At 41.7% G+C, this 24,466-nt stretch carries 22 protein-coding genes and 7 tRNA genes; 21 read left to right on the plus strand and 8 right to left on the minus strand.

Annotated features, from left to right (window positions below; genetic code table 11):
* Positions 1 to 17 precede the first annotated feature (17 nt).
* The 7 genes from O3640_RS10070 (at position 18) to O3640_RS10100 (ending at position 632) form a co-directional block, all read left to right on the plus strand.
* A tRNA-Lys gene (locus tag O3640_RS10070) sits at positions 18 to 90 on the plus strand.
* Positions 91 to 95: 5 nt separating this feature from the next.
* Positions 96 to 177: transfer RNA gene (locus O3640_RS10075), tRNA-Leu, on the plus strand.
* Between the two features lie 10 nt (positions 178 to 187).
* Positions 188 to 260: transfer RNA gene (locus tag O3640_RS10080), tRNA-Thr, on the plus strand.
* A 20-nt stretch (positions 261 to 280) separates the two neighbouring features.
* Positions 281 to 352, plus strand: a tRNA-Gly gene (locus tag O3640_RS10085).
* 5 nt (positions 353 to 357) lie between these two features.
* Positions 358 to 443 (plus strand) — tRNA-Leu (locus O3640_RS10090).
* Positions 444 to 456: 13 nt separating this feature from the next.
* Positions 457 to 530 (plus strand) — tRNA-Arg (locus O3640_RS10095).
* A gap of 28 nt (positions 531 to 558) precedes the next feature.
* Positions 559 to 632: transfer RNA gene (locus O3640_RS10100), tRNA-Pro, on the plus strand.
* Between the two features lie 98 nt (positions 633 to 730).
* Here O3640_RS10100 and O3640_RS10105 read toward each other — a convergent pair.
* The 4 genes from O3640_RS10105 to O3640_RS10120 all read right to left on the minus strand — a co-directional run bounded on the left by O3640_RS10105 (position 731) and on the right by O3640_RS10120 (position 3,366).
* Positions 731 to 1,048, minus strand: a complete 318-nt coding sequence (locus O3640_RS10105; RefSeq protein WP_046165933.1) for a DUF960 domain-containing protein — start codon at positions 1,046 to 1,048, stop codon at positions 731 to 733.
* 115 nt (positions 1,049 to 1,163) lie between these two features.
* Positions 1,164 to 1,697, minus strand: coding sequence for a DUF402 domain-containing protein (locus O3640_RS10110; protein WP_008809151.1), 534 nt, complete (start codon positions 1,695 to 1,697; stop codon positions 1,164 to 1,166).
* Between the two features lie 89 nt (positions 1,698 to 1,786).
* Entirely contained in the window at positions 1,787 to 2,563 is a 777-nt protein-coding gene (gene recX, locus O3640_RS10115; RefSeq protein ID WP_195321986.1) for a recombination regulator RecX, read from the minus strand.
* 26 nt (positions 2,564 to 2,589) lie between these two features.
* Positions 2,590 to 3,366 (minus strand): aminoglycoside 3'-phosphotransferase, encoded by a 777-nt coding sequence (locus tag O3640_RS10120; protein WP_125366895.1) that lies wholly within the window; start codon positions 3,364 to 3,366, stop codon positions 2,590 to 2,592.
* Positions 3,367 to 3,421: 55 nt separating this feature from the next.
* On the opposite strand from O3640_RS10120, the gene rlmD reads away from it, so the two are divergent.
* A complete protein-coding gene (gene rlmD / locus O3640_RS10125) occupies positions 3,422 to 4,792 on the plus strand; it encodes a 23S rRNA (uracil(1939)-C(5))-methyltransferase RlmD (RefSeq protein ID WP_125366896.1) in 1,371 nt (456 codons plus the stop codon).
* 183 nt (positions 4,793 to 4,975) lie between these two features.
* Here the strand turns inward: rlmD and O3640_RS10130 are convergent, their stop codons facing one another.
* From O3640_RS10130 to O3640_RS10145, 4 genes are all read right to left on the minus strand, one after another.
* Positions 4,976 to 5,680 carry an MIP/aquaporin family protein gene (locus O3640_RS10130; RefSeq protein WP_082307126.1) on the minus strand — a complete coding sequence of 235 codons (705 nt, stop codon included), beginning with the start codon at positions 5,678 to 5,680 and terminating at the stop codon, positions 4,976 to 4,978.
* A gap of 68 nt (positions 5,681 to 5,748) precedes the next feature.
* Positions 5,749 to 7,575 (minus strand): type 1 glycerol-3-phosphate oxidase, encoded by a 1,827-nt coding sequence (gene glpO, locus O3640_RS10135; protein ID WP_096754702.1) that lies wholly within the window; start codon positions 7,573 to 7,575, stop codon positions 5,749 to 5,751.
* Positions 7,576 to 7,616: 41 nt separating this feature from the next.
* On the minus strand, positions 7,617 to 9,125 hold the full coding sequence (gene glpK / locus O3640_RS10140) for a glycerol kinase GlpK (protein ID WP_125366897.1): 1,509 nt from the start codon (positions 9,123 to 9,125) through the stop codon (positions 7,617 to 7,619).
* A 157-nt stretch (positions 9,126 to 9,282) separates the two neighbouring features.
* Positions 9,283 to 10,710 carry a helix-turn-helix domain-containing protein gene (locus O3640_RS10145; RefSeq protein ID WP_371586859.1) on the minus strand — a complete coding sequence of 476 codons (1,428 nt, stop codon included), beginning with the start codon at positions 10,708 to 10,710 and terminating at the stop codon, positions 9,283 to 9,285.
* Positions 10,711 to 10,963: 253 nt separating this feature from the next.
* On the opposite strand from O3640_RS10145, the gene O3640_RS10150 reads away from it, so the two are divergent.
* From O3640_RS10150 to O3640_RS10210, 13 genes are all read left to right on the plus strand, one after another.
* On the plus strand, positions 10,964 to 11,194 hold the full coding sequence (locus O3640_RS10150; RefSeq protein WP_070493849.1) for a DUF1858 domain-containing protein: 231 nt from the start codon (positions 10,964 to 10,966) through the stop codon (positions 11,192 to 11,194).
* A 2-nt stretch (positions 11,195 to 11,196) separates the two neighbouring features.
* Positions 11,197 to 12,558, plus strand: a complete 1,362-nt coding sequence (locus O3640_RS10155; protein WP_268723151.1) for a DUF438 domain-containing protein — start codon at positions 11,197 to 11,199, stop codon at positions 12,556 to 12,558.
* A 26-nt stretch (positions 12,559 to 12,584) separates the two neighbouring features.
* Positions 12,585 to 12,839, plus strand: a complete 255-nt coding sequence (locus tag O3640_RS10160) for a DUF1912 family protein (protein WP_002899692.1) — start codon at positions 12,585 to 12,587, stop codon at positions 12,837 to 12,839.
* A 341-nt stretch (positions 12,840 to 13,180) separates the two neighbouring features.
* Positions 13,181 to 13,759, plus strand: a complete 579-nt coding sequence (locus tag O3640_RS10165; RefSeq protein ID WP_061583605.1) for a flavin reductase family protein — start codon at positions 13,181 to 13,183, stop codon at positions 13,757 to 13,759.
* A complete protein-coding gene (locus tag O3640_RS10170) occupies positions 13,746 to 14,315 on the plus strand; it encodes a GNAT family N-acetyltransferase (RefSeq protein WP_268723152.1) in 570 nt (189 codons plus the stop codon). Before O3640_RS10165 ends, O3640_RS10170 begins: the two co-directional genes overlap by 14 nt.
* Complete coding sequence (locus tag O3640_RS10175; protein ID WP_268723153.1) at positions 14,305 to 15,060, plus strand: hypothetical protein; 756 nt, start codon at positions 14,305 to 14,307, stop codon at positions 15,058 to 15,060. The genes O3640_RS10170 and O3640_RS10175 overlap by 11 nt, the downstream gene beginning before the upstream one ends.
* Entirely contained in the window at positions 15,060 to 17,711 is a 2,652-nt protein-coding gene (locus O3640_RS10180; protein ID WP_268723154.1) for a valine--tRNA ligase, read from the plus strand. Before O3640_RS10175 ends, O3640_RS10180 begins: the two co-directional genes overlap by 1 nt.
* Positions 17,712 to 17,791: 80 nt before the next feature.
* Complete coding sequence (locus O3640_RS10185; RefSeq protein ID WP_268723155.1) at positions 17,792 to 18,868, plus strand: DNA cytosine methyltransferase; 1,077 nt, start codon at positions 17,792 to 17,794, stop codon at positions 18,866 to 18,868.
* Positions 18,865 to 20,703: an AAA family ATPase gene (locus O3640_RS10190; protein WP_268723156.1), complete on the plus strand. Its 1,839-nt coding sequence runs from the start codon at positions 18,865 to 18,867 to the stop codon at positions 20,701 to 20,703. The genes O3640_RS10185 and O3640_RS10190 overlap by 4 nt, the downstream gene beginning before the upstream one ends.
* 24 nt (positions 20,704 to 20,727) lie before the next feature.
* The gene (locus tag O3640_RS10195; RefSeq protein ID WP_268723157.1) at positions 20,728 to 21,948 is read left to right on the plus strand and encodes a DNA cytosine methyltransferase; all 1,221 of its coding nucleotides are present in this window, start codon (positions 20,728 to 20,730) and stop codon (positions 21,946 to 21,948) included.
* A 70-nt stretch (positions 21,949 to 22,018) separates the two neighbouring features.
* A complete protein-coding gene (locus O3640_RS10200; RefSeq protein ID WP_268723158.1) occupies positions 22,019 to 23,602 on the plus strand; it encodes a hypothetical protein in 1,584 nt (527 codons plus the stop codon).
* 303 nt (positions 23,603 to 23,905) lie between these two features.
* Entirely contained in the window at positions 23,906 to 24,130 is a 225-nt protein-coding gene (gene relB / locus O3640_RS10205; protein ID WP_268723159.1) for a type II toxin-antitoxin system RelB family antitoxin, read from the plus strand.
* Positions 24,123 to 24,407 (plus strand): type II toxin-antitoxin system RelE/ParE family toxin, encoded by a 285-nt coding sequence (locus O3640_RS10210; RefSeq protein WP_268723160.1) that lies wholly within the window; start codon positions 24,123 to 24,125, stop codon positions 24,405 to 24,407. Before relB ends, O3640_RS10210 begins: the two co-directional genes overlap by 8 nt.
* Positions 24,408 to 24,466 lie beyond the last annotated feature (59 nt).

A 24,466-nucleotide genomic window follows, 5' to 3' on the forward strand; every position in this document is an offset into this window, starting at 1 on the left:
AAGAAGATTTCAAAGAAGACTCGTTAGCTCAGTTGGTAGAGCATTTGACTTTTAATCAAAGGGTCACTGGTTCGAGCCCAGTACGGGTCATAAGCGCGGGTTTGGCGGAATTGGCAGACGCACCAGATTTAGGATCTGGCGCTTAACGGCGTGGGGGTTCAAGTCCCTTAACCCGCATAAGAAATAGGCCGGCTTAGCTCAGTTGGTAGAGCATCTGATTTGTAATCAGAGGGTCGCGTGTTCAAATCATGTAGCCGGCATTAAGAGAGAAGAGGCGTATGCGAACGTAGTTCAGTGGTAGAACACCACCTTGCCAAGGTGGGGGTCGCGGGTTCGAATCCCGTCGTTCGCTTAGAGGCCGGGGTGGCGGAACTGGCAGACGCACAGGACTTAAAATCCTGCGATTGGAAACGATCGTACCGGTTCGATTCCGGTCCTCGGCATAAATATTAATGAGCACCCTTAGCTCAACTGGATAGAGTACCTGACTACGAATCAGGCGGTTAGAGGTTCGACTCCTCTAGGGTGCATATAGTGATAGGAGATATTCGATCACGACGGGAAGTAGCTCAGCTTGGTAGAGTACTTGGTTTGGGACCAAGGTGTCGCAGGTTCGAATCCTGTCTTCCCGATTATATTTAATCAGGACTAAACTTTTCGTTTAGTTTTTATTTTTAAAAAAAGTCAATTGAGGTTTTTCAATTGACTTTTTTCATTATGGAATTGTTTATTACATGATTGAGTATTCATCTGCTAACATAATCGTTTCTTTTCCATTATTATCTGTAACGTAGATAGTTCGAGGATAGAATGGATTGAATTTATAGGTGAAATCGAAGGAGATCAGTGTATCAAGATGAGCTTCAGAAAATCGATAAGTTAGTTTTCCATTATTATTAAGAAGTTCGAATTGGATGAGATTTTCTAGTGGAAATGTATCTTTTAGGAAGTTATCAATAATGTACCAAAATGTATCAATGACTTCATCTGGTAAACTAGTAACTATTCCAAAACTGGCATATCGTCCTTTAGTGTTGGTAAATGCCATATTAACTGCTCCTTTCGTAAATTGTTTTCTTTATGATACTGAAAAAATGCTTAGATTGCAAGAAATTGCTTTTTATTTTTGGAAAACAAAAAGAGCATGAGCTCTTTTGACAACTTTAGCGATTCTTTAGTTCAATATAGCGTTTGTACCAAATGTTAACATAAGCTTGCGAAAATGGTCCACGTTCTTGGTTGATCCAATCAACAAGAATTTTTACATTTTCCTTTAGAATATAATCTAAGTCACTTGAATAATTCATTTTTTTCTTATGGCGTTCGTATTCTTCTACATCTAGCAGGCGTTTTTCTCCGTCAGCAAAGACTTTTACATCTAGGTCGTAGTCAATGTATTTTAAGGCTTCACTATCGAGATAGTAGGGACTGGCTAAATTGCAGTAATAAGATGTGCCATTTTCTCGAATCATTGCAATGATATTAAACCAATATTTCCTATGAAAATATACAATTGCTGGTTCACGAGTCACCCAGCGTCGTCCGTCACTCTCCGTAACAAGAGTATGGTCATTTACCCCAATAATCGCATTTTCTGTTGTTTTTAGTACCATGGTGTCGCGCCAAGTACGGTGCAAGCTACCATCATGCTTATAACTTTGAATTGTAATAAAGTCGCCTTCTTTTGGAAGTCTCATTTTTTACCAACTTTCTACAATTTTTAAAGTTTATCACTAATTATTGTATCATATTTTCATGAATAATTCTAAGTTTTTCCCTAAAATTTTTAGAAATAATCTCTCAGAGCGCTAGCGATGTCGGAGAAATCATAGCCTTTACGTGCTAGTGCTTGGGTCAGACGCTGTTTTAAGTCATAGCCGTCGTGCTTTTTTGAGTACTTGCGGTATTGCTTGTCTAACTCTTTATAGAGTAGCTCTTCTTGGTTCTCTTGGTCTTCTTCGATGTCCAAATGCTGATAGGCTTTTTTGGCTTGGCTATATGAAAAACCTTTGTTTATCAAGGATTGAAGAATTTTTTCTTGTAGGGCCTTGCTGGGCAGTTTTACCTGGTATTTTTTGAGCAGCTTTTGGGCAACTTTGTCTGTTAGTTCAGTGAAATCAAACTGGCTCAATTCTTCTTCTATGATAGTGCTAGAAATTCCTTTTTGACTGAGTTTTTGCTTGAGAACAAAAGCGCCTTTGTCACCAGTGAGAAGGTTGGATTGGATAAAAGAATTAGCATACTTTCTATCATTAATCCAATTATCTTTTTTTAGATTGTCCAAGACCTGGCTGATGGTTTCCGGTTGGATGTCGTGCTGCGTTAAGTAGTCTTTAACTTCCTTAGTAGTTCTTTGCTTAAAGGAGAGTTGGTAGAGGGCTAGGTTTTTGCCATAGGAAAATTGGGCATAGTCTTGAATTTCTTTTAGCTCTTGCTCTGTGATTTCCATTCCTTTAGACAGCATGAATCTGACGATGGTGTCTTCTGTAATATAGAGCTTTTCGCTGTCGTCCAACTCCAAGAGGTAGAGTCTTTTTTTCTTTTCGATTTTTGTGATTTTCATTGGGGATTTTGGTAAAGTCCTTTCTTTTAGCTAAATGCTTCAAAGGCAGCTATCAAGCGTAGTTTGTCTATATCAACATCCTTCCGGCCATAGTAATCAAGAAAGAGCTCTGCGTATTGTGGGTCAGATAAATTATAAGTAAGAGACCAGATGGCCCAATAAAGGTCAATGTGGTGATCGCTAAGGCCAGCGAGACCAAGGTCAATAAAGCAGGAGAAGGTTGAAGCCTCTTTCAAAATGAAATTAGGCAAGCAGGCGTCACCGTGAATCAAGGAATCCGCAGTCAGTAAGTGTCCCTGTTCTTGGATAAGCTGGTAGGCTTCCTCACGGCTTTGGATATGAAATTGAGGCAACAAGGCTTTTTGATAAAAGTAGCCTTTCCGATAATTTTCCTCTGCTTGCTCTTTATAGTGTTGGAGGCGATGCTGGATTGGGAAATGCTGGGGTTGGAGGCTGTGAAGTTTTTTGAGTGTGACAGCCATCGTTTGGCAAAGTTCTTCTGGCTGTTGGAGAAAGGCTAGGGCGTCCTTGCCCTCGGCTTCTTTAGTCAGCAGGTAGTCTTTATCTGCTGTCAGGTAGTGAATGACAGGTACACCGAGTCCTTGCTCTTCAAACCACTTGGCAAGTGTGGCCTCTTGAGCTAACTGGCCTTTTTGGTCGATTTTCAAATAATAGCCCGTATCAGCATAGAAAACACTGGCTCCAGAATGTGAGGACCTGTCGTAAAAATTGGCTCTCTCTAGATAAGTTCGTATTTGCTCAGGGTATTGGGCTAGTGGAAGGGATATTTTTTCTGTTTTCATACTTTTATTTTAACATATTCTCAACTAATGCGAGGCAGCGTGGTATAATAGAAGCATGAATGTGAAAGTGAAGCAAAGAATCCCTTTGAAAATTAAGAAAATGGGGATTAATGGGGAAGGAATTGGATTTTATAAGAAAACGCTGGTCTTTGTGCCAGGGGCTTTGAAGGGTGAGGAAGTCTACTGTCAGGTGACCAGGATTCAGCGTAATTTCATTGAGGCCAAGCTCTTGACAATTAACAAACGGTCGAAATTTCGGGTGGAGGCGCCTTGTGAGATTTATGATAGCTGCGGGGGCTGTCAAATCATGCACCTCCACTATGACAAGCAGTTAGAGTTTAAGGAAGATTTGCTGCGTCAGGCCTTGAAAAAATTTGCGCCATCAGGCTATGAGAACTATGAGATTCGTCCGACTATTGGTATGCAGGAGCCACTCTATTATCGGGCTAAACTGCAGTTTCAGACTCGGAAATTTAAGGATGAGGTCAAGGCGGGGCTTTATGCCCAGAATTCCCACTATCTGGTCTCGCTGAAAAACTGTCTGGTTCAGGACAAGGTAACGCAACAGATCATAAATAAGGTTGCTCGGCTTTTAGGTAAGTATAGGCTACCCATCTATGATGAGAGGAAGACTGCTGGAGTACGTACCGTTATGATTCGTAGATCCAGAAAGACGGGTCAGGTGCAGATGATTTTTGTGACAGGACGCAAGCTAGACTTCTCTCTAGTAGTTCAAGACCTAGTGGCTGAATTTCCAGAGTTGGAGACAGTGGCGGTCAATTATCATACGAGCAAGTCCAGTGAGATTTACGGGGATAAGACAGAGATTATCTGGGGCGAGAAAGCTATCCAAGAAGGAGTGCTGGACTATGAGTTCTCCCTATCGCCTCGAGCTTTCTATCAGCTCAATCCTGAGCAGACAGAGGTGCTCTACGGGGAGGCGGTTAAGGCGCTTGATGTGACGAAAGAAGACCATTTGATTGATGCTTATTGCGGGGTTGGAACCATCGGCTTTGCCTTTGCTAAAAGAGTCAAGTCTCTGCGGGGTATGGATATCATCCCTGAGGCCATTGAAGATGCCAAGCGTAATGCGAAACGAATGGGATTTGATAATACACTCTATGAGGCTGGGACGGCAGAGGAGATTATTCCTCGCTGGTATGCTGAGGGCTATCGGGCGGATGCCTTGATTGTCGATCCGCCACGAACTGGTCTGGACGATAAGCTGCTGGAGACAATTGTCCGCTATGCACCTGAGAAGATGGTCTACGTTTCCTGCAATGTCTCAACTCTGGCTCGGGATTTAGTCAAGCTCTCTCAGGTCTACGATGTTCACTATATCCAGTCGGTTGATATGTTTCCGCATACCGCTCGGACCGAGGCAGTGGTGAAATTATCCAAGCGAGATAGCTCTCGTTCGAGTTAATTGTAAGCAGCTCGCAAGAGCTAACAAAATCATTCTAAAAAGGACTTAGTTTTCTCTAATACAGGGCTAAGTCTTTTCTTTTGTCAAAATTGCAACGGTTTTATAGGGATTCAGTCTTAGCCTAATCAATTAGTCAAAAAAAGAGAACACACGTCAAGCGTTCTCTAATGATAATAGGTTATATTAGAATAAACCGAAGACTAGGACTGCAAGGACGGCACCGATGATTGGTCCGACAACTGGAACCCAAGCATAGCTCCAATCGCCATCTCCTTTTTTAGGAATAGGAAGAAGACTATGCATGATGCGAGGTCCTAAGTCACGAGCTGGATTGAGGGCATAGCCAGTTGTTCCACCAAGTGATAGTCCAATCCCGATAATCAATGTTCCGACTGCAAAAGTGCCAATGCCTGCTTGCAGCTTATAAAGTCCAAGAGAGAAGATAGTCAGCACAAGAACAAAGGTTCCAAGGATTTCGCTAATCAGGTTAGAGAAGGTATCTTTGATAGCTGGGCCTGTGCTGAATGTACCCAAGACATTAGCCGGATTTTCTTCAGCTAGATAGTGAGGTTTGAACTGTAGGAAGACTAGGAACTGTCCGACCATAGCACCTGCAAACTGAGCAAGGACGTAAGGAAGAACAGATGCCCAAGGCAAATCACCTTTCAGAGCTACTCCGATTGTTAGGGCAGGGTTCAGATGGGCTGGGCCAAGGTTGCCAGATACAAAAGCAGCGATGGCAACAGCAATCCCCCATCCCATGGTAATCACAATCCAGCCTGAATTGTGACTCTTAGTTTTGGGAAGAACCACACCTGCAACTACACCATTACCCAGAAGGAGCAAGAGCAGTGTTCCTAAAAATTCACCAAATATTTCTTTCATCATCTATGTTACTCCATTTAAAAGAAGGGGAGGCAGACAGTTGTTTTGCCTACCGCCTCTTCTCGTATTTTCTATTTTTTTAATTCTTCTAAATCGTTATTTGCAAGGGCAGCTTGAACATCATTTCGATAAGTTGCTTTTTCTTCTTCTGTCCAGTCGTAGAATCGACCCATTTCATCCAGAACAGGCTCTACAATAGCATCTAAGCTATCCCGCATAAAGAGCATGTGATTTGTCCGGCGAAGCAGGAAGTCGACTGGGCTGAGTGCTAATTCGTTACGCATAGCATAATGCAGTGACAAGGTATCAGCTAGGCTGAGACCTGGTGCTTGTTCGATGCTGTGTGCGAGAGCAAAGACTTTAGGAGCATTTGAACCGTAAAGATTTGCAAGATAGAAAGCTTCTTTGCTGTCTAAGCCACGTGAGACACCAAGTTGAGCAAATGCTTCGATTTCGGAATCCACATTTGCTGGATTGAGCTCTCCACCTGAAACAGGGTAAGTCTTAGAGTTGATGAGCTTGAAGCTGCGGTCAAATTCTGCTTTGAGGATTCCAACGACACGCTCCATAGCGCCTTCAGCCATCTTACGATAGTCCGTAATCTTACCGCCAGCAAGGGTCAAGAGACCATTGTTATCGCGTTCTAAGCTGGAACCGCGAGACACGGCAGATGGATCCAAGTGTTTTTCAGAAGTGCTGCTTTCGAGTTTGGTAACAGCCGCTTCGACATCCTCGCGAGATTTTTCTTTAGCCAAATAGCTCTCAACAGTCGCAATCAGAGCATTGAAACTTTCGTCGCTAATGGTACCGTTGTTTCCGCCATTATAGTCAGAAGCACTGTTTCCTGCGATGAGAGGACGCAGACCTGCCCAGCTGCTTTCGATGTCGTCAATTGAGATCTTTGCTTCTGGGAAGCGATTATTGACAATGCCCAAGAGGTAATCCACATCTTCCTGAGTCACTTTTGGATGCTCTAGGTCGCCAGTGTAGTCAGTGTCTGTCGTACCAAAGTAGGTTTTATTTTCACGTGGAAGGACAAAGACCATCCGGCCGTCTCCCAAGCCTGTGTCAAAGTAGACTGGCTGAGAAACTTTGATTTTGCTAGAGTCAACTACCAAGTGAACTCCCTTGGTTGGACGCATTTGTGAGTATTGCTCACCGTCATTTGACAGATTGCGTACCTTGTCACTCCAAGGTCCAGTTGTATTGATAACTAGACGAGCCTTGATTTCAAAGACTTGGTCTGTCAAGAGGTCACGCGCAACGACTCCTGTAATCTTTCCAGCTTCATCAAATAGGAAGCCTTCTGCCTTGATATGGTTGGCAATCAGGGCACCGTCTTGGTTTGCGCGTTTGATATTTTCAATTACGAGTCGAGCGTCGTTGTTGCGGAAGTCAAGATAGACACCGCCACCAACCAGACCTTCCTTCTTGAGTTCAGGTTCCCGTTCTAGCACTTCCTCCTTGCTTAAAACTTTGTTGGCAGCAGGAGTGTTGTTGACACCGGCCAAGAGGTCATAGAGGTCCATAGCCACTTTCAGACGGAAGAGGCTAAAGGTAGCGCCCTCTTCTTCATAAACAGGAAGCAACATAGGATCTGGTTTTGGAATATGGGGGGCAATTTGCTGGACCACAGCACGCTCAGAAACTGTATCTGAGACCACCTCTACGTCGAATTGCTTGAGGTAACGAAGGCCACCATGGACCAATTTGGTAGAGCGGCTAGAAGTCCCTTCGGCAAAGTCTTGCATTTCAATCAGACCGGTCTCCAAGCCACTAGCTGCTGCTTGCAAGGCTACTCCAGCACCGGTAATCCCCCCACCAATAATCAGGAGGTCTAAGGTGCGTTCCTGCATTTTTTTAATCGATAATTCACGTGTTTTCTTTGAAAATTCCATATTTACACACTTTCTAATTAAGTCGCGTTATTCTTTCAGTATTAGTCGTCGATTTCTGCAAAGACTTGAGTTGCTTTAACGGCTTTTTTCCATCCTTTGTAGAGCTGTTCCTTGCGAGATTCATTCATAGACGGCTCAAAGAGTTCTCCAGTTTCATTGAGAGTACGGAGTTCGTCTAAGTCTTTCCAGTAGCCTACTGACAGACCTGCAAAGAAGGCTGCACCGAGAGCAGTTGTTTCTAAGTTTTTAGCACGGGCAATATCGATTCCCAAAATGTCAGCTTGGAACTGCATGAGGAAGTTGTTCATAGCAGCCCCGCCGTCGACTTTGAGGACTTGAATAGCAGTCTTGGCATCCACCTGCATGGTATCGATGATGTCGCGAACTTGGTAAGCGATGGATTGCAGGGTAGCCTTGATAAAGTCTTCCTTGCTGGTTCCGCGGGTCAAGCCAAAGACAGAACCACGTGCATTTTGATCCCAATATGGAGCGCCTAGACCTGTAAAGGCAGGCACGACATAGACTTCGTCATTGTTGTGAGAATCTAGGGCATATTTTTCAGATTCTGGTGAATTTTCAACCATCCGAAGACCGTCGCGCAGCCATTGAATGGCACTTCCTGCGATAAAGATAGAACCTTCTAAAGCATAGTAAACCTTGCCGTTGATACCGTAGCCAATAGTTGTTAGGAGGTTGTTTTCAGACAGCTGCATCTCTTCACCAGTGTTCATGATGATGAAGGAACCAGTTCCGTAAGTGTTTTTGACCATACCAGGCTCAAAAGCTAACTGTCCAAAGAGAGCTGCCTGCTGGTCACCAGCCATACCAGAGATTGGAACTTCTCCACCGTAGAAATGGAAGGCTGCAGTTTTACCATAGATTTCTGAGTTAGAACGAACTTCTGGAAGCATGGCTTTTGGAATGTTGAGGATTTCCAAAATCTCATCGTCCCATTTGAGATCTTTAATGTTATAGAGCATGGTACGAGCGGCATTTGAGTAGTCGGTCACGTGAGCCGCGCCGTCAGTCAATTTCCAAACCAGCCAGGTATCAATAGTACCAAAGAGCAATTCGCCCTTTTCAGCTCTTTCTTGCGTACCTTCTACATGGTCCAAAATCCAGCGAACCTTGGTAGCAGAGAAGTAAGCGTCAATAATCAAACCAGTCTTTTCGTGGAATTTTTCTACGTAGCCTTGGCTTTTCAGCTGTTCAGCCAGAGGAGCAGTCTGGCGAGATTGCCAAACGATAGCATTATAGATAGGAAGTCCCGTATTCTTATCCCAGACGACAGTTGTTTCACGCTGGTTGGTGATCCCGATGGCTTCTATTTGGTTAGGTTTTACTCCACTTTCGATGAAGGCACCGGCGATAACGGACTGCACAGAGTTCCAAATTTCATTGGCATTGTGCTCAACCCATCCAGCTTGAGGGAAAATCTGAGTAAATTCTTTTTGACTGGAGCTAACTTTTTCTCCTTTTTTGTTAAAGATGATGGCGCGGGAACTAGTAGTTCCTTGGTCGATAGCCATGATGTATTTTTCTTGTGACATGAACTGTCCTCCTGGTAAAAATCTTGAGGATGTTTCCTCTACAGTAACTAGTATATAAAATAAAGCGCTTTCTTGTTCATCAACTTTTTTAAAATTTTAAAAAATTTTGAGGAGATTGTGCGAAAATCACAAAGAAACCTGGATTTCTCCAGGCTTCTCAATGAAATATCATGTTCCGAATTTTTGCTAAATCTTCCAAATCCAAGTCATTTTTTAAATAATAGACGGGAATCTGTTGGTCCTGATGGATGGGATTGTTTGTGATGATGAGATCGTAATTTCGGGTAAGATCGTAGGATTCAATGGTGATAAAGCGATTGTACTCTAAGTACCGCCTTAAAATGGCAGTCATCCTGGAAACAACGATAAAGCTATCTATCAAGTCCATGCCTATCTTGATGACTTGACCGTCGTTTTCAGCAATGTACTCCATCAGCTGGAGCCATTCCCACAAAATCTTTTTATCCAGAGATGTTCCCTGCTGGGAAATAGGCAGTTTGCTAAAAATCGTGTCTGCCACTTGTCGATAATCGTATTCGCTCCATAAGTAAGGATGGCGCAATTCCAAGTCATACTTGTATTTGTCTTGCAAGAGATAGCCTCGGAAAAGAAAGACGCGGGCGCAGAGCTGACTGAGTTCGTAGGTCACTTGGTCCTCAATATAGTCATCTAGCAAGTCCTGGCCCTTCATCTCTTGAATCAATTGCGTAATCAGACCGGCAATTTCACCGCCAAAGCCCAATAAATACTCCATGGTGTGTAAGGGTAAAATCCGATGGGAAAGCAGAAATGAAAAGAAAATCATCATTTCCCCATCTTCCTGACTTAGAGTAATGTGCTGCCCGGCAAAGAAATCATTTGTCCTGCGATGCAAGCGCTGGTAGAAGATGTTTTCAAAATAGCCCTGCATTTTCTGCTCAATATTTTGGAATTGACAGGCATTGACTCTTAGCCGCTGTTGGGTGATATGTGCCCAAAGGGCCAAGTCTAATCGCTGCCCTTGAGAGAGCTGGGCTCCGCAGAGTTCTTCTAAGACGGCAACTTCCTGCTTTCTTTCAGATTTTTGAAGTTCCTTTTCCCAATCTTGGCTGGACCAGACCTTGCGAAAGAGGCAGAAATAAAAATAGCGGATCTGGTGTTCAGGCCCTTTCAGGCGGCCATTTTGGATAGATAGCTCAAACTCTGATAAAATCTGATTTAAACCGGATATATGACGGCCGAGTGTTGCTTCACTAATCATCAGCTCTTGGGCTAATTGATGGGCTAAAAACTGCTGATGGTAGAGCAGGTAGTCTAAAATCTGGTATTTGACAGCATTGTCCAAAAAGAGTCTGCGAATGTCCCGTCCCTTGGTATCTGGACCGACAGACAGACTGAGCGATTCGTCCTGAAGCTGGATGGATAAGGCTACATGATGGTCCATAGCCTTGTCGTTAATCAAGCTAATGTACTTGGTCAAGGTTGCTTTCGAGAAGCCTGTTTCAGACATGACATCCTTCAAACTGGATGTAGAATGCTGCTGTAAATAAGATAGGACAATAAACTGTCCCGCTTCACTCTTTTCCATTAAGTCTGCTAGATACATACGAAAACCCTTTCAATTCACTAGTCTTAGCTTAACACAAAATAGGAAAAAGAAGAAACAATGTGCTTCAATTTTTCTTATCGTTGCCTGAGGCAATAATGGAAGGAAGAAGTCTGTCATCATGTCTATCTTAATGTGCTATTCCATTTCTTTTGAACAAGTATAAGAGGAGCAGACACTTCTGTTTTTTTGCTTTGAGTCTGATAGCTTTTTTATGGTATAATTGTAGAAAAATGACGATGAAGGAGCAGCTATGGATAATGTGATTGATTTGTCTATCCCGGTGGCAGAAGTGATTGAGAAGCATCCCGAGGTTTTGGATGTCTTGGTAGAATTAGGCTTTACGCCTCTGGCCAATCCTGTCATGCGTAATACAGTCGGGCGCGTGGTTTCTATCAAAAAAGGCGCTGGTATGAACGGCATTGACCTGAATAAAATCAAGCAAAGTCTGGAATTAAACGGCTATGAAGTGGTGGGGATTTAGGCATGGCTACTGAACGCATTGAAGTCCTCAAGTCTATCTTGCTGGACCTACATAACGGAGCTTCGGCGGAGTCTGTTCAGGAGCTCTTCAATGAGCATTTTGCTGGTGTGTCCGCTATCGAGATCAGCCTGATGGAGCATGAGCTGATGAACTCAGATACGGGAGTGACCTTCGAAGATGTCATGTCCCTCTGCAATGTCCATGCCAACCTCTTTAAAGGGGCCATTCAGAATGTAGAGGTGGCTGATACCGACCATCCAGGCCATCCGGTTCAAGTATTTAAGCAGGAAAATCTAGCCTTGCGGGCTGCCCTCATGCGGGTTCGCAGGCTCCTATCTACCTATGAAAGCACAGAAGATGAGGACCTTCTTCCAGAAATCCGCAAGGGACTCCAGCGTCAGCTGGGTTTGGTGGGGCAGTTTGATATCCACTATCAGCGCAAGGAAGAGCTCATGTTTCCTATCATGGAGAGCTATGGCCACGATTCACCGCCCAAGGTCATGTGGGGGGTAGATGATCAGATTCGAGACCTTTTCCAAGAGGCTAAGATTGCTGCAGAGCAGCTGCCTGATACTTCGATTCAAGAAGTCAAGGAAAAGTTTGAGACTTTTGCTGCTGAGTTTGAAGCTATGATTTTCAAGGAAGAGTCTATCCTTCTCATGATACTCCTTGAGTCCTTTCATCAGGATGACTGGCTCAAGATTGCTGAGGAGAGCGATGCTTATGGCTATGCTATCATCAAGCCAACAGAGAAATGGATTCCTGCGCGGCACTCATTCTCGGAGGAGAAAGCTGGGGATGCTGCTGATGAGGGAAGCGAAGCGCCAGCTAGCAGAGGACAGACTAGTGATGGTAGGTTTGAGCAGGTCATTGATACGCCGGATGGTCAGGTCACCATTTCCTTTAAGCCCAAGGAAAAGAAGGAGCAAGCCTTTAATCGGGAGTCCCAGCAGTCTTTTGGCCATGGCTATCTGTCGGTGGCGGAGGCCAATCTGATTTTGGACCATCTGCCCATGGAGATTACCTTTGTCAATAAGGACGATATTTTCCAGTATTATAATGACAGTGTGCCAGCGGACGAGATGATTTTTAAGCGAACGCCGTCCCAAATAGGGCGCAATGTCGAGTTCTGTCACCCACCCAAGTTTTTGGACAAGGTGCGGCGGATTTTCAAGGCTCTGCGCGAGGGAGAGAGGGGCAAGTTTGAGATGTGGTTCAAGTCGAAATCGCGTGGTAAGTTTGTCCATGTGACCTATGCGGCAGTGCGAGATGAATCTGGTGAATTTCAGGGGGTGCTGGAGTATGTGCAGGACATTCAGCCCTTCCGTGATATTGACAGTGATTTTTACCGAGATTTGGACTAGGTATTTGCAGTTAGAAAGTGAGAAACATGAGTTACGAACAGGAATTTTTACAGGAGTTTGAAGCTTGGGTCAAGACTCAGGTCATGATTAACGAGATGGCCCTTAAGGAGAGTCAGGCAGTATACGAGGCGGATCAGGATGAGAGGGCCAAGGAAGCGGCTATTCGCTATGAAAGTCGTCTAGATGCCTACCAGTTCCTTTTGGGGAAATTCGCCAACTATCAGGCGGGCAAAGGATTTCACGACCTGCCAGACGGGCTTTTGGGTGAGAGAAATTATTGATTTTTCGCTTGAAAGGTGATAGAATAGGTTCATCAGAGGTGTTTTGAGTCAAGCATTTTACAGAAAGTGGCGGTGCTGAGAAGTCCACAAATGTGTCAAAGCTGGTTGCTGATGAATGAAAAATTGAAATAAAAGTGTCTTTTTGTTTCCTTTTAGGACTAGGCAAGGAGCTGCAGGCTATACTATCGTATGCCAAAGTGAGCTAACGACGTCATAAAAGAGAAAGAAGAGAAAAGTTGCGGGCTCTGCCCGAAATTGGGTGGTACCGCGGATAAACACATTCGTCCCTGTCATGGATATGGCAGGGTTTTTCTTTTTCATCTTAGTCAAAGGAGGTTGTCATGAAGCAATCCTTTAACACAAGTAAGCTCTACTATGGTTTTCCTATCTTTATCTTGGGGTATCAGGACCGGAACTTTGGGCACAATATCACGACCTGTAGCTCCTCTTATAGCCTGGGTGATTGGCTAGTTATCGGAGTTGGTGCTGAGGAAAATGCTGCTGAGCAAATCAAGCATTATCAACAGTTCACCGTGAACATACCTGATGAAACTTCTATGCTTGCGATGGAGCAGGCGGGTTTTATCAGCCATCGGGAGAAATTGGAATACCTAGGGCTAGACTATGAGATTTCTGAACGGACTCAGGCACCGATTTTAAAGGCCTGTCCAGTCGCATTGGACTGTCAGGTAGATAGGATTATCGAGGAAGATGGCATCTGCCATATCTTTGCCAAGATTGTAGACCGCCTTGCTGATTCTGATTTCCTAGATGACAAGGGACATTTTAAAAATGATCGTTTTGCTCCGATCTACTTTATGGGAGACGGTCACCAGCGCGTTTATCGTTATCTAGATGACCGAGTCGACCCCATGGGAAGCTTTATCAAGAAAGCGAGGAAGAAGGATGACAAGGGCTGAGTTACCAGAACGTTTAGAAACAGAACGGCTAGTCTTACGAGTCCGCACCGTGGCTGATGCTGAGGATGTCTTTGATTATGCCAGTCGACCAGAAGTCTCCTACCCAGCAGGTTTTCCGCCCGTCAAGACCTTGGAAGATGAGATCTATTACCTGGAGCGTATCCTTCCTGAGCGTAATCAAAAGGAAAATCTCCCAGCAGGTTATGGGATTGTGGTTAAAGGAACTGATAAGGTCATCGGTTCTGTCGATTTCAACCATCGACACGAAGACGATGTACTGGAGATTGGCTATACCTTGCACCCAGATTATTGGGGACGTGGTTATGTGCCAGAGGCAGCGCGTGCTTTGATTGACCTAGCGTTTAAAGAACTTGATCTTCACAAGATTGAACTGACTTGCTTTGGGTATAACCTTCAAAGTCAACGAGTTGCAGAGAAACTTGGCTTTACCCTCGAAGCTCGCATAAGAGACCGCAAAGATGCCCAAGGAAATCGTTGTGATGATTTGAGATATGGCTTGCTTAGGAGTGAGTGGGGGAAAGAAATTGACAAATAATATAGAAACATTGTTACTAAGTAAGGGAAAGAAATCCAAAGAAAGATGGTATCCTGTGTCACTTGAACGCTATAAAAGTTTAGTTAGTAAAGGATGCATGGCTAAGATGTCTGACGAAATTAGACGAAATATTGGATACAGTTTGCAATATTTAGAATTCCTTGATTTGCAGATAAAAGAATTGGTAATGTCAGGTGTCATTAAAACTATGGTTTATAAAAACTACGTAATTACCTCTGTTTCAGTGATAGAATCATTATTAGAACAGATAATTCATTTTAACAATCTGCAAACAACAGAATATTATGAAGTTCAAAGAGATAGTATTGATTCAAATGAATTTAAGGATGTTGATGGCAAGTATAAAAAGATTAGAACGCAAATTTTGATTAAACTTGATGAGCCGAAAGAAATTCAAATGAAATTTGATGATATAATCAAAAAGATTAAATCAAAAAATAAGAAAAATAAATTTTTACAACTTGAACATGATGAAATTCTTGCATTGGATCGTTTTCGTAAACTAAGAAATAAAGTACATCTTTCGAATGTAGAAAAAAGTAAAACTAACTGGCATGAATTTTCGGAAAGTGAATACATAACGGTTAAATTTTTACTTTATAGCATTTTGAGTGACAAAAGTTTAGAAAATGAAGATAATCAAAATTGTATTAGCTTTTTAAAATTGAGTGCCGAAGAGAAGAAAGAAATAGAGAATTTTAAAAAAATAAAGGAGAAAAAATAATGTCTAAAGAACTTTCACCTAAATACAATCCAGCCGAGGTTGAGGCTGGTCGTTACCAAAAATGGCTTAACGAAGATGTTTTCAAGCCTTCAGGCGATAAAAAGGCTAAGCCTTATTCGATCGTTATTCCACCACCAAACGTAACTGGGAAACTCCACCTTGGTCACGCTTGGGATACGACTCTTCAGGATATCATCATCCGTCAAAAACGGATGCAAGGTTTCGACACACTCTGGCTTCCAGGGATGGACCACGCGGGGATTGCGACTCAGGCTAAGGTTGAGGAACGCTTGCGTGGTGAGGGTATTAGTCGTTACGACCTCGGTCGTGAGAAATTCCTCGATAAAGTCTGGGAATGGAAAGACGAGTATGCGACGACCATCAAGGAGCAATGGGGCAAGATGGGGCTCTCTGTAGACTACTCTCGTGAGCGTTTTACCCTTGATGAAGGCTTGTCAAAAGCGGTTCGTAAGGTCTTTGTGGAGCTTTACAAGAAAGGCTGGATCTATCGTGGTGAGTTTATCATCAACTGGGACCCAGCAGCTCGCACAGCCCTTTCTGATATCGAGGTCATTCACAAGGACGTCGAAGGTGCCTTCTACCACATGAACTACATGCTAGAAGACGGTTCACGCGCCCTTGAAGTTGCGACGACTCGTCCTGAGACTATGTTTGGGGATGTTGCGGTTGCGGTCAATCCAGAAGACCCACGTTACAAGGACTTGATTGGTAAAAATGTCATCCTTCCAATCGCTAACAAATTAATTCCAATCGTTGGGGATGAGCACGCAGATCCTGAATTTGGTACTGGTGTCGTGAAAATCACACCTGCCCACGATCCAAATGACTTCTTGGTTGGTCAACGCCACAACTTGCCACAAGTCAATGTTATGAACGATGACGGAACTATGAACGACTTGGCCTTTGAATTTGCAGGTATGGACCGTTTTGAAGCTCGTAAGGCAGTCGTTGCTAAGTTGGAAGAAATCGGTGCCCTCGTTAAAATCGAGAAACGTGTTCACAGCGTTGGTCACTCAGAACGTACAGGTGTTGTGGTTGAACCACGCTTGTCTACGCAATGGTTCGTCAAGATGGACCAGTTGGCTAAGAATGCCATTGCCAACCAAGATACTGATGATAAGGTAGAATTCTACCCCCCTCGTTTCAACGATACCTTCCTCCAATGGATGGAAAATGTCCACGACTGGGTAATCTCACGTCAGCTCTGGTGGGGTCACCAAATCCCTGCTTGGTACAATGCTGAGGGTGAAATGTACGTCGGCGAGGAAGCTCCAGAAGGTGACGGTTGGACTCAGGACGAAGACGTCTTGGATACTTGGTTTAGTTCAGCTCTTTGGCCATTCTCAACTATGGGCTGGCCTGATGTCGACTCAGAAGACTTCAAACGTTACTTCCCAACTTCAACCTTGGTAACAGGTTATGACATCATCTTCTTCTGGGTGTCTCGTATGATCTTCCAATCATTGGAATTTACTGGCCGTCAGCCATTCCAAAACGTCCTGATTCACGGTCTCATTCGTGACGAGCAAGGACGTAAGATGTCTAAATCTCTCGGTAACGGGATTGATCCTATGGATGTTATCGAGAAATACGGTGCCGATGCCCTTCGTTGGTTCCTTTCAAACGGCTCTGCACCAGGGCAAGACGTGCGCTTCTCTTACGAGAAAATGGATGCTTCATGGAACTTCATTAACAAGATCTGGAACATCTCTCGCTACATCCTCATGAACAATGAAGGCTTGACTCTTGAGCAAGCAACTGCTAATGTCGAAAAAGTTGTTAAAAAGGAAGCCGGAAACGTCACTGACTGCTGGATTCTCCACAACCTCAATGAAACGATTGGCAAAGTTACTGAAAACTTTGACAAGTTTGAGTTTGGTGTGGCTGGACACATCCTCTACAACTTCATCTGGGACGAGTTTGCGGACTGGTATGTTGAATTGACTAAGGAAGTCCTTTATAGCGACAACGAAGAAGAGAAAGTCATCACACGTTCTGTTCTCCTTTATACCTTGGACAAGATCCTTCGTCTCCTTCACCCAATCATGCCATTCGTGACAGAGGAAATCTTTGAACAAATCTCAGAAGGCTCTATCGTTACAGCAGAATACCCAACTGTCAACCCAGCCTTTGAAGACCTTGCTGCTCACACTGGTGTGGAAAGCCTCAAAGACTTGATCCGTGCTGTTCGTAATGCGCGTGCTGAAGTAAATGTAGCACCAAGCAAGCCTATCACCATCCTTGTGAAGACAAGCGATAGCGACCTAGAAGCCTTCTTTAACAGCAATGTCAACTACATCAAACGCTTCACAAATCCAGAACACTTGGAAATCGCATCAACCATCCCTGCACCTGAACTCGCAATGTCAAGCGTTATCACAGGAGCAGAAATCTACTTGCCACTGGCAGACCTCCTCAATGTCGAAGAAGAACTGGCTCGTCTCGATAAAGAACTCGCTAAATGGCAAAAAGAACTGGATATGGTCGGTAAGAAGCTCTCTAACGAACGCTTCGTAGCCAATGCCAAACCAGAAGTCGTCCAAAAAGAACGCGACAAACAAGCTGACTACCAAGCTAAATACGATGCGACCTTAGCACGTATTGATGAGATGAAAAAGTTGGTGAAATAATGTTTAAAACCTAACCCTCTCGGGTTGGGTTTTACATTTGATAATGTTATAATGAAAATAAGAAACTTTAGGAGAATATTATGGGGAAAATTGTTGCTATTGATTTATTTAGCGGTGCAGGTGGAACTACAATTGGACTTAAAAAATCAGGTATAAATGTTCAAGTTGCTATTGAAATAGATCCAGTAGCAGTTAAAACATATAAGTTAAACAATCCTGAAGTGTATGTAATAGATAGAGACATCAAATTAGTATCAGGAAATGAGATAAGACAGCACCTTAAAATTGGTTCAGACGATAAGATTATGCTTGTGGCATGTCCACCTTGTCAAGGTTTTTCAACTATTGGGACTAATAATGAAAATGATGAGAGAAATCAACTTGTTTTTCAATTTCTACGTTTGATTAATGAATTGAATCCAGATTTCTTATTAATGGAAAATGTTGTGGGTATGACTAGGACAAGAAATGAAAAAATCTTTAAAAAGTTTTTGACATCAATCGAAAATAATTATAGCGTTATTTACGATATTTTAAATACAGCTGATTACGGAGTACCTCAAACGAGAAAAAGATTGGTATTACATGGGATTAGAAAAGAAATTCTCTCTCAAACAACTATGACTGTTCAGTTACCTCCAAAGACACATTCAAATATACCAGAATTAAACCTTCTTCCGTGGGTAAATGCAGATGTGATAATGGATTTACCTCCAATAAACGGAGGGGAAGAGTTTATTGGTGAAGGTATTTTCAATCATGTCGCTAATAAATTATCAGGTTTAAATATTGAAAGAATGATTCATATAAGAAATAATGGTGGTAACAGAAGTTCGTTGCCAGAATCATTAGAATTAAAATGTCATAAGAATCGTTCGGGACATAGTGATGTGTACGGAATCTTAGATATTACAAAACCCTCGATCACAATCACTGGAGGATGTATGTCATATTCAAAAGGTAGATTCGGTCATCCAACTCAAAATAGAGCTTTAAGCGCTAGGGAAGCTGCGCGATTACAGTCGTTTGATGACGACTATATTTTTGTTGGGAATAGAGGACAACTAGCTAGACAAATTGGTAATGCGGTGCCAGTAAAATTGGCAAAAGCTAGTGGAGATTACTTTATTTCGTTCGTTGAGGAGTTAAAAAGATGAGTGAGAGTACAGTTGAACTATTAAACAAATTAACTCAAAAATATAACAATAATAAAAAGGATTTCTATCCTTACATTGAGCATATTCGATTCCCAAAGTATAAGTCATTAATTCCTAAATCTAGAATTAATTTTACTTATCCAATTACCCTCTTAGTGGGACAAAATGGCGGGAATAAGACATCGATTTTACAAGCTCTTTATGGAGCTCCTGATGGTAAAAATATAGGTGATTATTGGTTTAGTACAGATGTTGATAAAATACAGTCTGGATATGGTGTAGACAGGCAGTGTTTTATTTACGGCTATTTTTTTGAACCAGCTAATAAAATTGTTGAAATCTTAAAAACAAGAATTTATAAAAATAGTAATCCAGATTATTGGGAACCAGCTAGACCTCAGGAATCTTATGATATGAAAACCGAAGACGATTATATAGCGGCAGGGAGTTCTTTCAAGACTAGATGGAACGTCATGAAAAAGGATACAGTCTTTTGTGATTGCAAAGAGTATGTCTCTGCATTTGATCTTTTCTTTTATCACTTTGATTTTCACCCTTCTCCTAAACAAAAGAGTAAACAAGATTTTATTAGATTAAGATCTAGAAAGCTAGCTGAAGTAATTCAAAATAACTTAGATAAATATGATTATCAGAAAAAACAGAGAGTGAAGTCAAATGTAGTTGTATCAGAAGAGGTGTGTTTAGCGGTCAGTAAAATAATGGGAGAATCATATGATGAAATTAAAATAGTCACTCACAATTTATACTCAAAATATGCTGGCAATAAACCATCAAAAACTATTTGGGTAAGAAAAAACGGTCAAGCCTATTCTGAAGCTTTTGCAGGAACTGGAGAAGCTCGTGTTATACTTCTCGTTTATGATATCATTAGTGCTCCCAGACAGTCTCTATTATTGATTGATGAACCTGAGATTTCTTTACATCCAAGTGCTATTTATCGTTTTAAAGATTTTTTGATACAAAAGACTTTGGAAAATAGTCACCAAGTGATAATTACAACACACTCAACACAGTTATTAAGAGATTTCCCAAAGGAGGCTATAAAAACCGTCTCAAGAATGGGAGATAAAATCAAAGTAACTGAGAATATTGATTATCAGGATGCATTTTTTGAATTAGGTGATACATATCATGATAAAAAAATGATTTATGTCGAGGATAGATTAGCAAAATATATATTGGATTTTATTATAAAACATTCGGATAGTGACAATTTAAAACAAAATTTAGTAGTTAATTATATTCCTGGAGGTGCAACTCAGATAATACGAAATAATATTTTGAATTCCTCTTACTTAGAGTCCGAAAATCATTATTTTTGGTTAGACGGTGATCAGAATAAGAACGATGAAATATTAAATAAGTTACAACAGTATCTAGTTAATGATATAGTTGTATCTCATAAAATCCCTGAGGCAGATAATGAAAATTTGGATAAAATTATTGAAATAATGACAGGTTATTCTATCACTTTTCCTGTTTCTGGTAATAATGGCCAAATAAATTCAAGTGAGTTAATTGATAAAAAGAGGAAATTCATTGATTTTTGGTCTAAATATGTCTCTTTTCTTCCTTTCATAACCCCAGAAGCTTATTTGGCTAGATTATGCGATAAAATTGAAAAAGGCAATTATGACTTTTCTAATGATCAAAATGGGAAAGAATACTTTAAAAAGAGAGCTCAAAAAGAATTGGGATTAGAAGACATACAGTCAGATGATATCTTTCAAGAACAGAGAAGAGCTGTCTCAAAGATACTAACAGATTCTGATATGTTTTCAAAAATTAAAGACCAACTAGAAAAATTATTTTAACATTTTTAGAAAGCAGGTAACTACATGACAAATTCTGTAAGTTCGAACCGCTCTGAGAAGTACAACATTGCAGCTTTCTTCTCAGGTGTTGGGGGAATTGAGTTGGGATTTGAACAGACCAACGAGTTCAGAGTGGTGTATGCCAATGAGTTTGATAAGTATGCGCGTCAGACTTATCAGTTAAACCATCCAGATACCTATTTGGATGGTCGTGATATTCACGATGTTCAGCCAGAGGATATCCCAGCTGAGCGCGTGGATGTGATTATGGGAGGTTTTCCTTGCCAGGCCTTTAGTATTGCGGGTTATCGCAAGGGCTTTGATGATGATCGTGGCGATCTTTTTTTCGAATTGCTTCGCATGATTGAGGGATGCAAACCTCGCGCCATTTTCATCGAAAACGTCAAGAATATGGTCGGTCATGACCATGGCAATACCTTCAAGGTTATTCGTGAAGCTTTGACCGAGAACAACTACTTTATTAAGTGGAAGGTTCTCAACGGGAAAGACTATGGAAATATCCCTCAAAACCGTGAGCGTATCTACATCATAGGTTTTGATACCAAGGAAGCTTATGACTTGTTTGAATTCCCAGAGGAAATCAAGCTGACTACGGCTCTTCAGGATGTGATTAACTTTGGTGATAAGCTAGACGAGGTATACTACTACCGTGACGGTAAGCAGAATTTCTACGACCAGTTGAAGTTTGAAGTGACCAGTCAGGACACCGTTTACCAGTGGCGCCGTCAATATGTCCGTGAAAATAAAAACGGAGTTGTCCCTACTCTAACAGCAAATATGGGAACAGGTGGACATAACGTTCCATTGATTTTGACGGACAGTGGCGAGATTCGTAAGCTAACACCGAAAGAAACCTTTAACGTTCAAGGTTACCCTAAATCCTTTAAAATCCCAGAAGGGGTTTCTAACGGTCAGCTATACAAACAAGCTGGAAACAGTGTAGTTGTGCCCGTGATTAAACGCATAGCGGAGAATGTTGCCAAGGCTTTAAACGAAAGTCAAGGGCAATCTCAGCTTAAACGATCAGGACAATTCGCCATCATCTATACCAAGATGAATGGTCAATTTGAAGGGCAATCCTATGTCAAGGAGTTTGTAGAAAGCTATGACCGTGCTCTTGAAAAAATCAAGTCTTATGATGATGGTCTAGCCCTTCTGTCAGATGAAGAGTATTTGAGATTGGTTAAAAAACAAGGCAATCTTGAATTTTACAGTATCAATTAACGAATATACTAGAAGATTAGTGAAAATCTAATCTTCTTTTGATATACTGAAAATAGAAAAGAGGGTGCTTATGTGGGAACATCTAAAGTCTGAACAAAAAGAAAAATACAAAACCTTAATTACCAACTTCGCTAGCTTGAGTGAAGCTTTCTCTCAAAAGGCAGAATCCGAAGACGAGGGACAAACAGAGAATTATGTGACTCCGATTGTTAACTCCAAATTTCAGGAGACAGTTTTTCAGAAGGCCTTTAATGCCGTAGGGGAAGATATCGCCAATACTTCCTTTGATGTCTCTGTCGTTGTAGATGAAAATCATAAGTACCTAGTGGGTATCAAATCTTTTGGAATTAAGTCAGGGGACCAAAAAATCGCTCAGTTTAAGAAAGACTCTCAATCTTGGACGGACTTGTTGGGTGATATCAAGTTTCATGCAGATATTTCAGCTGATAAAGAAACAGCGGACAAGGAAAACTACCAACGCTATGAAGAGTTAGCACGAAAGATTGCTACTCTGAGAAATCAGAGAATCGAATCCTCCAAGGCACAGATCAAGGGATTTAACTCAGATTCAGTCGATGTCGAATCAGTTTACCACGTCCTGATGCCAACGTCAAAGGGAGATAATCCTAAAATTTTTGTTGGTGAGACGACTTATTTACCAGTTGATATTGATAATTTGGTCATTAAAGGCTCAACCACGAAAAACACTCCAACCAATTTCCGTTTTACGGATGGGCAACACCACTACAAGTACACAGCAGCTGACAGCCAGCTCCACATGACTTTTAATAATAAAAACATTGTTGTAGACACTTGGGATGTCCATTACATTGAAGATCCTTTTTCTCTCTTTGAAAATCTTCATTTACTGACAGCTGAAAAGGAACAATCCGATATCTTAGAAACAGTGTCTTGGGTTATCACGGACAAACATGGAAATGTAGAAGAAAACTCTGGTTTTAATGCCTTTAACGGTGGTTCAAAATTAGCCAAAAAAGATCGTCTGCCACGGATTTTAAAGATTCAGGATAAATTTAAGGACAATCTGGCTCCAGAAGAACTGGCTTTTGTGACCTTCTCTTTAGAGGAAATCCTCTTGAAGAAATGGACCAGCAAGGAAGAAAAAGATCAGATGAAGGCTATTCGTGAGGACTTGATTCACTTTGTCCACGAGACTGGCAACGAAAAACTCATTAAAGAAATCGAACAACTTGTTTATCGTCCAGTTAGTGAAGTTTATATTCCTCTGCCTGACTCCAAGAACTTTCACGACGAAAGAACAGATTTCTTTGGTCCTGGGTTTGGGACTTTTGAACCTGGCACTAAAAAACTAGCTCTATCCAAAGAAGAAAGAACCTTTAAATTACGATTTTTGCCTTCTGGAGATGTCATCAATGCCTATATCAACCAAGAAGCTGGTAAGGCGATTCAGTCAACTGATAAGCAAGAAATCCTTGGAAATTGGATTTTGCGTGGTGTTTTCCAGTTGAAGGAACGGGAGCTATTGACAGGAAAACGGCTCAATGAACTGGAAATCAATGGTATTCGTTTGACTAAGTTTAAAAATGGCGAAATCGGGATTGAATTCATCTGGATTGATACCGAAAACCCACCTAGCGATGCCATCGGCTGGGTAAGTAAAAGGAGTCTTTAGTTTTTTAATGATTCTAATACCAGACTCCTTCCCCAGCCCATATCATAAGAAAAACGAAATTGCTGATGGGAAATCAATTTAATTGAGATTTAACTTTCATTTTTTGTCTATAAGGGATGAAGGTAGATTGCTATTTCACCCAAAAATTTTACACATCCAAAATATCTTCAAAGAATATTTGATTATACTTGGTTTTTCTAGTTTTTTACGAATTATAAGATAGATCTATCCAACTTGTTTTTTATTCTAGGTTGTAGTAAAATGTAACTACAAAAGAAAACCAATTTTAAAAGGAGTCATTTCATGGCTGTACCAACTTCAGTCCGTTTATCAGATGAGTTAAATGAAAAACTGACTTTATGGACGAGTTCCCACAATATCTCTAAGTCGGAGTTTATTGCTCAGGTTTTGGCAGAAAAGTTAGAGGATCTTTATGATATCCAAGAAGCTGATCTGGCGATGCAGGAGTGGCTTGATATTGGTCAAGAGACTTATTCTCATGATGAGATGATGAGGCGCTATGGCTAGATATCAGGTTCGTTATGCCTCAACATTTTTCAAGGCTATGGATAAGTTGGATAGAGGGGCACAGAAGGTCATCGCCAAGTGGATTGATAAACATCTGGTAAATGTCGACTTTCCTAGGGCGCCAGGGAAATATTTGTCAGGCAACCTTTCGGGTTATGTGCGCTTTCGTGTGGGATCTTATCGGATTATTGCTAAGGTTGATGATGAGGATTTTGTGATTCTGAATATTCATGTGGCGAAACGTTCGGAAGTCTATAACTTTACAGGAAAAGATTAATACTTAATTTTAGTAAGGTAAGATTATTTATATCATGCTGATTAGCCCTATATAATAAG

It is taken from the genome of Streptococcus sp. 27098_8_75 (genome assembly GCF_041432475.1).
In the GTDB taxonomy this organism is placed as follows: domain Bacteria; phylum Bacillota; class Bacilli; order Lactobacillales; family Streptococcaceae; genus Streptococcus; species Streptococcus gordonii.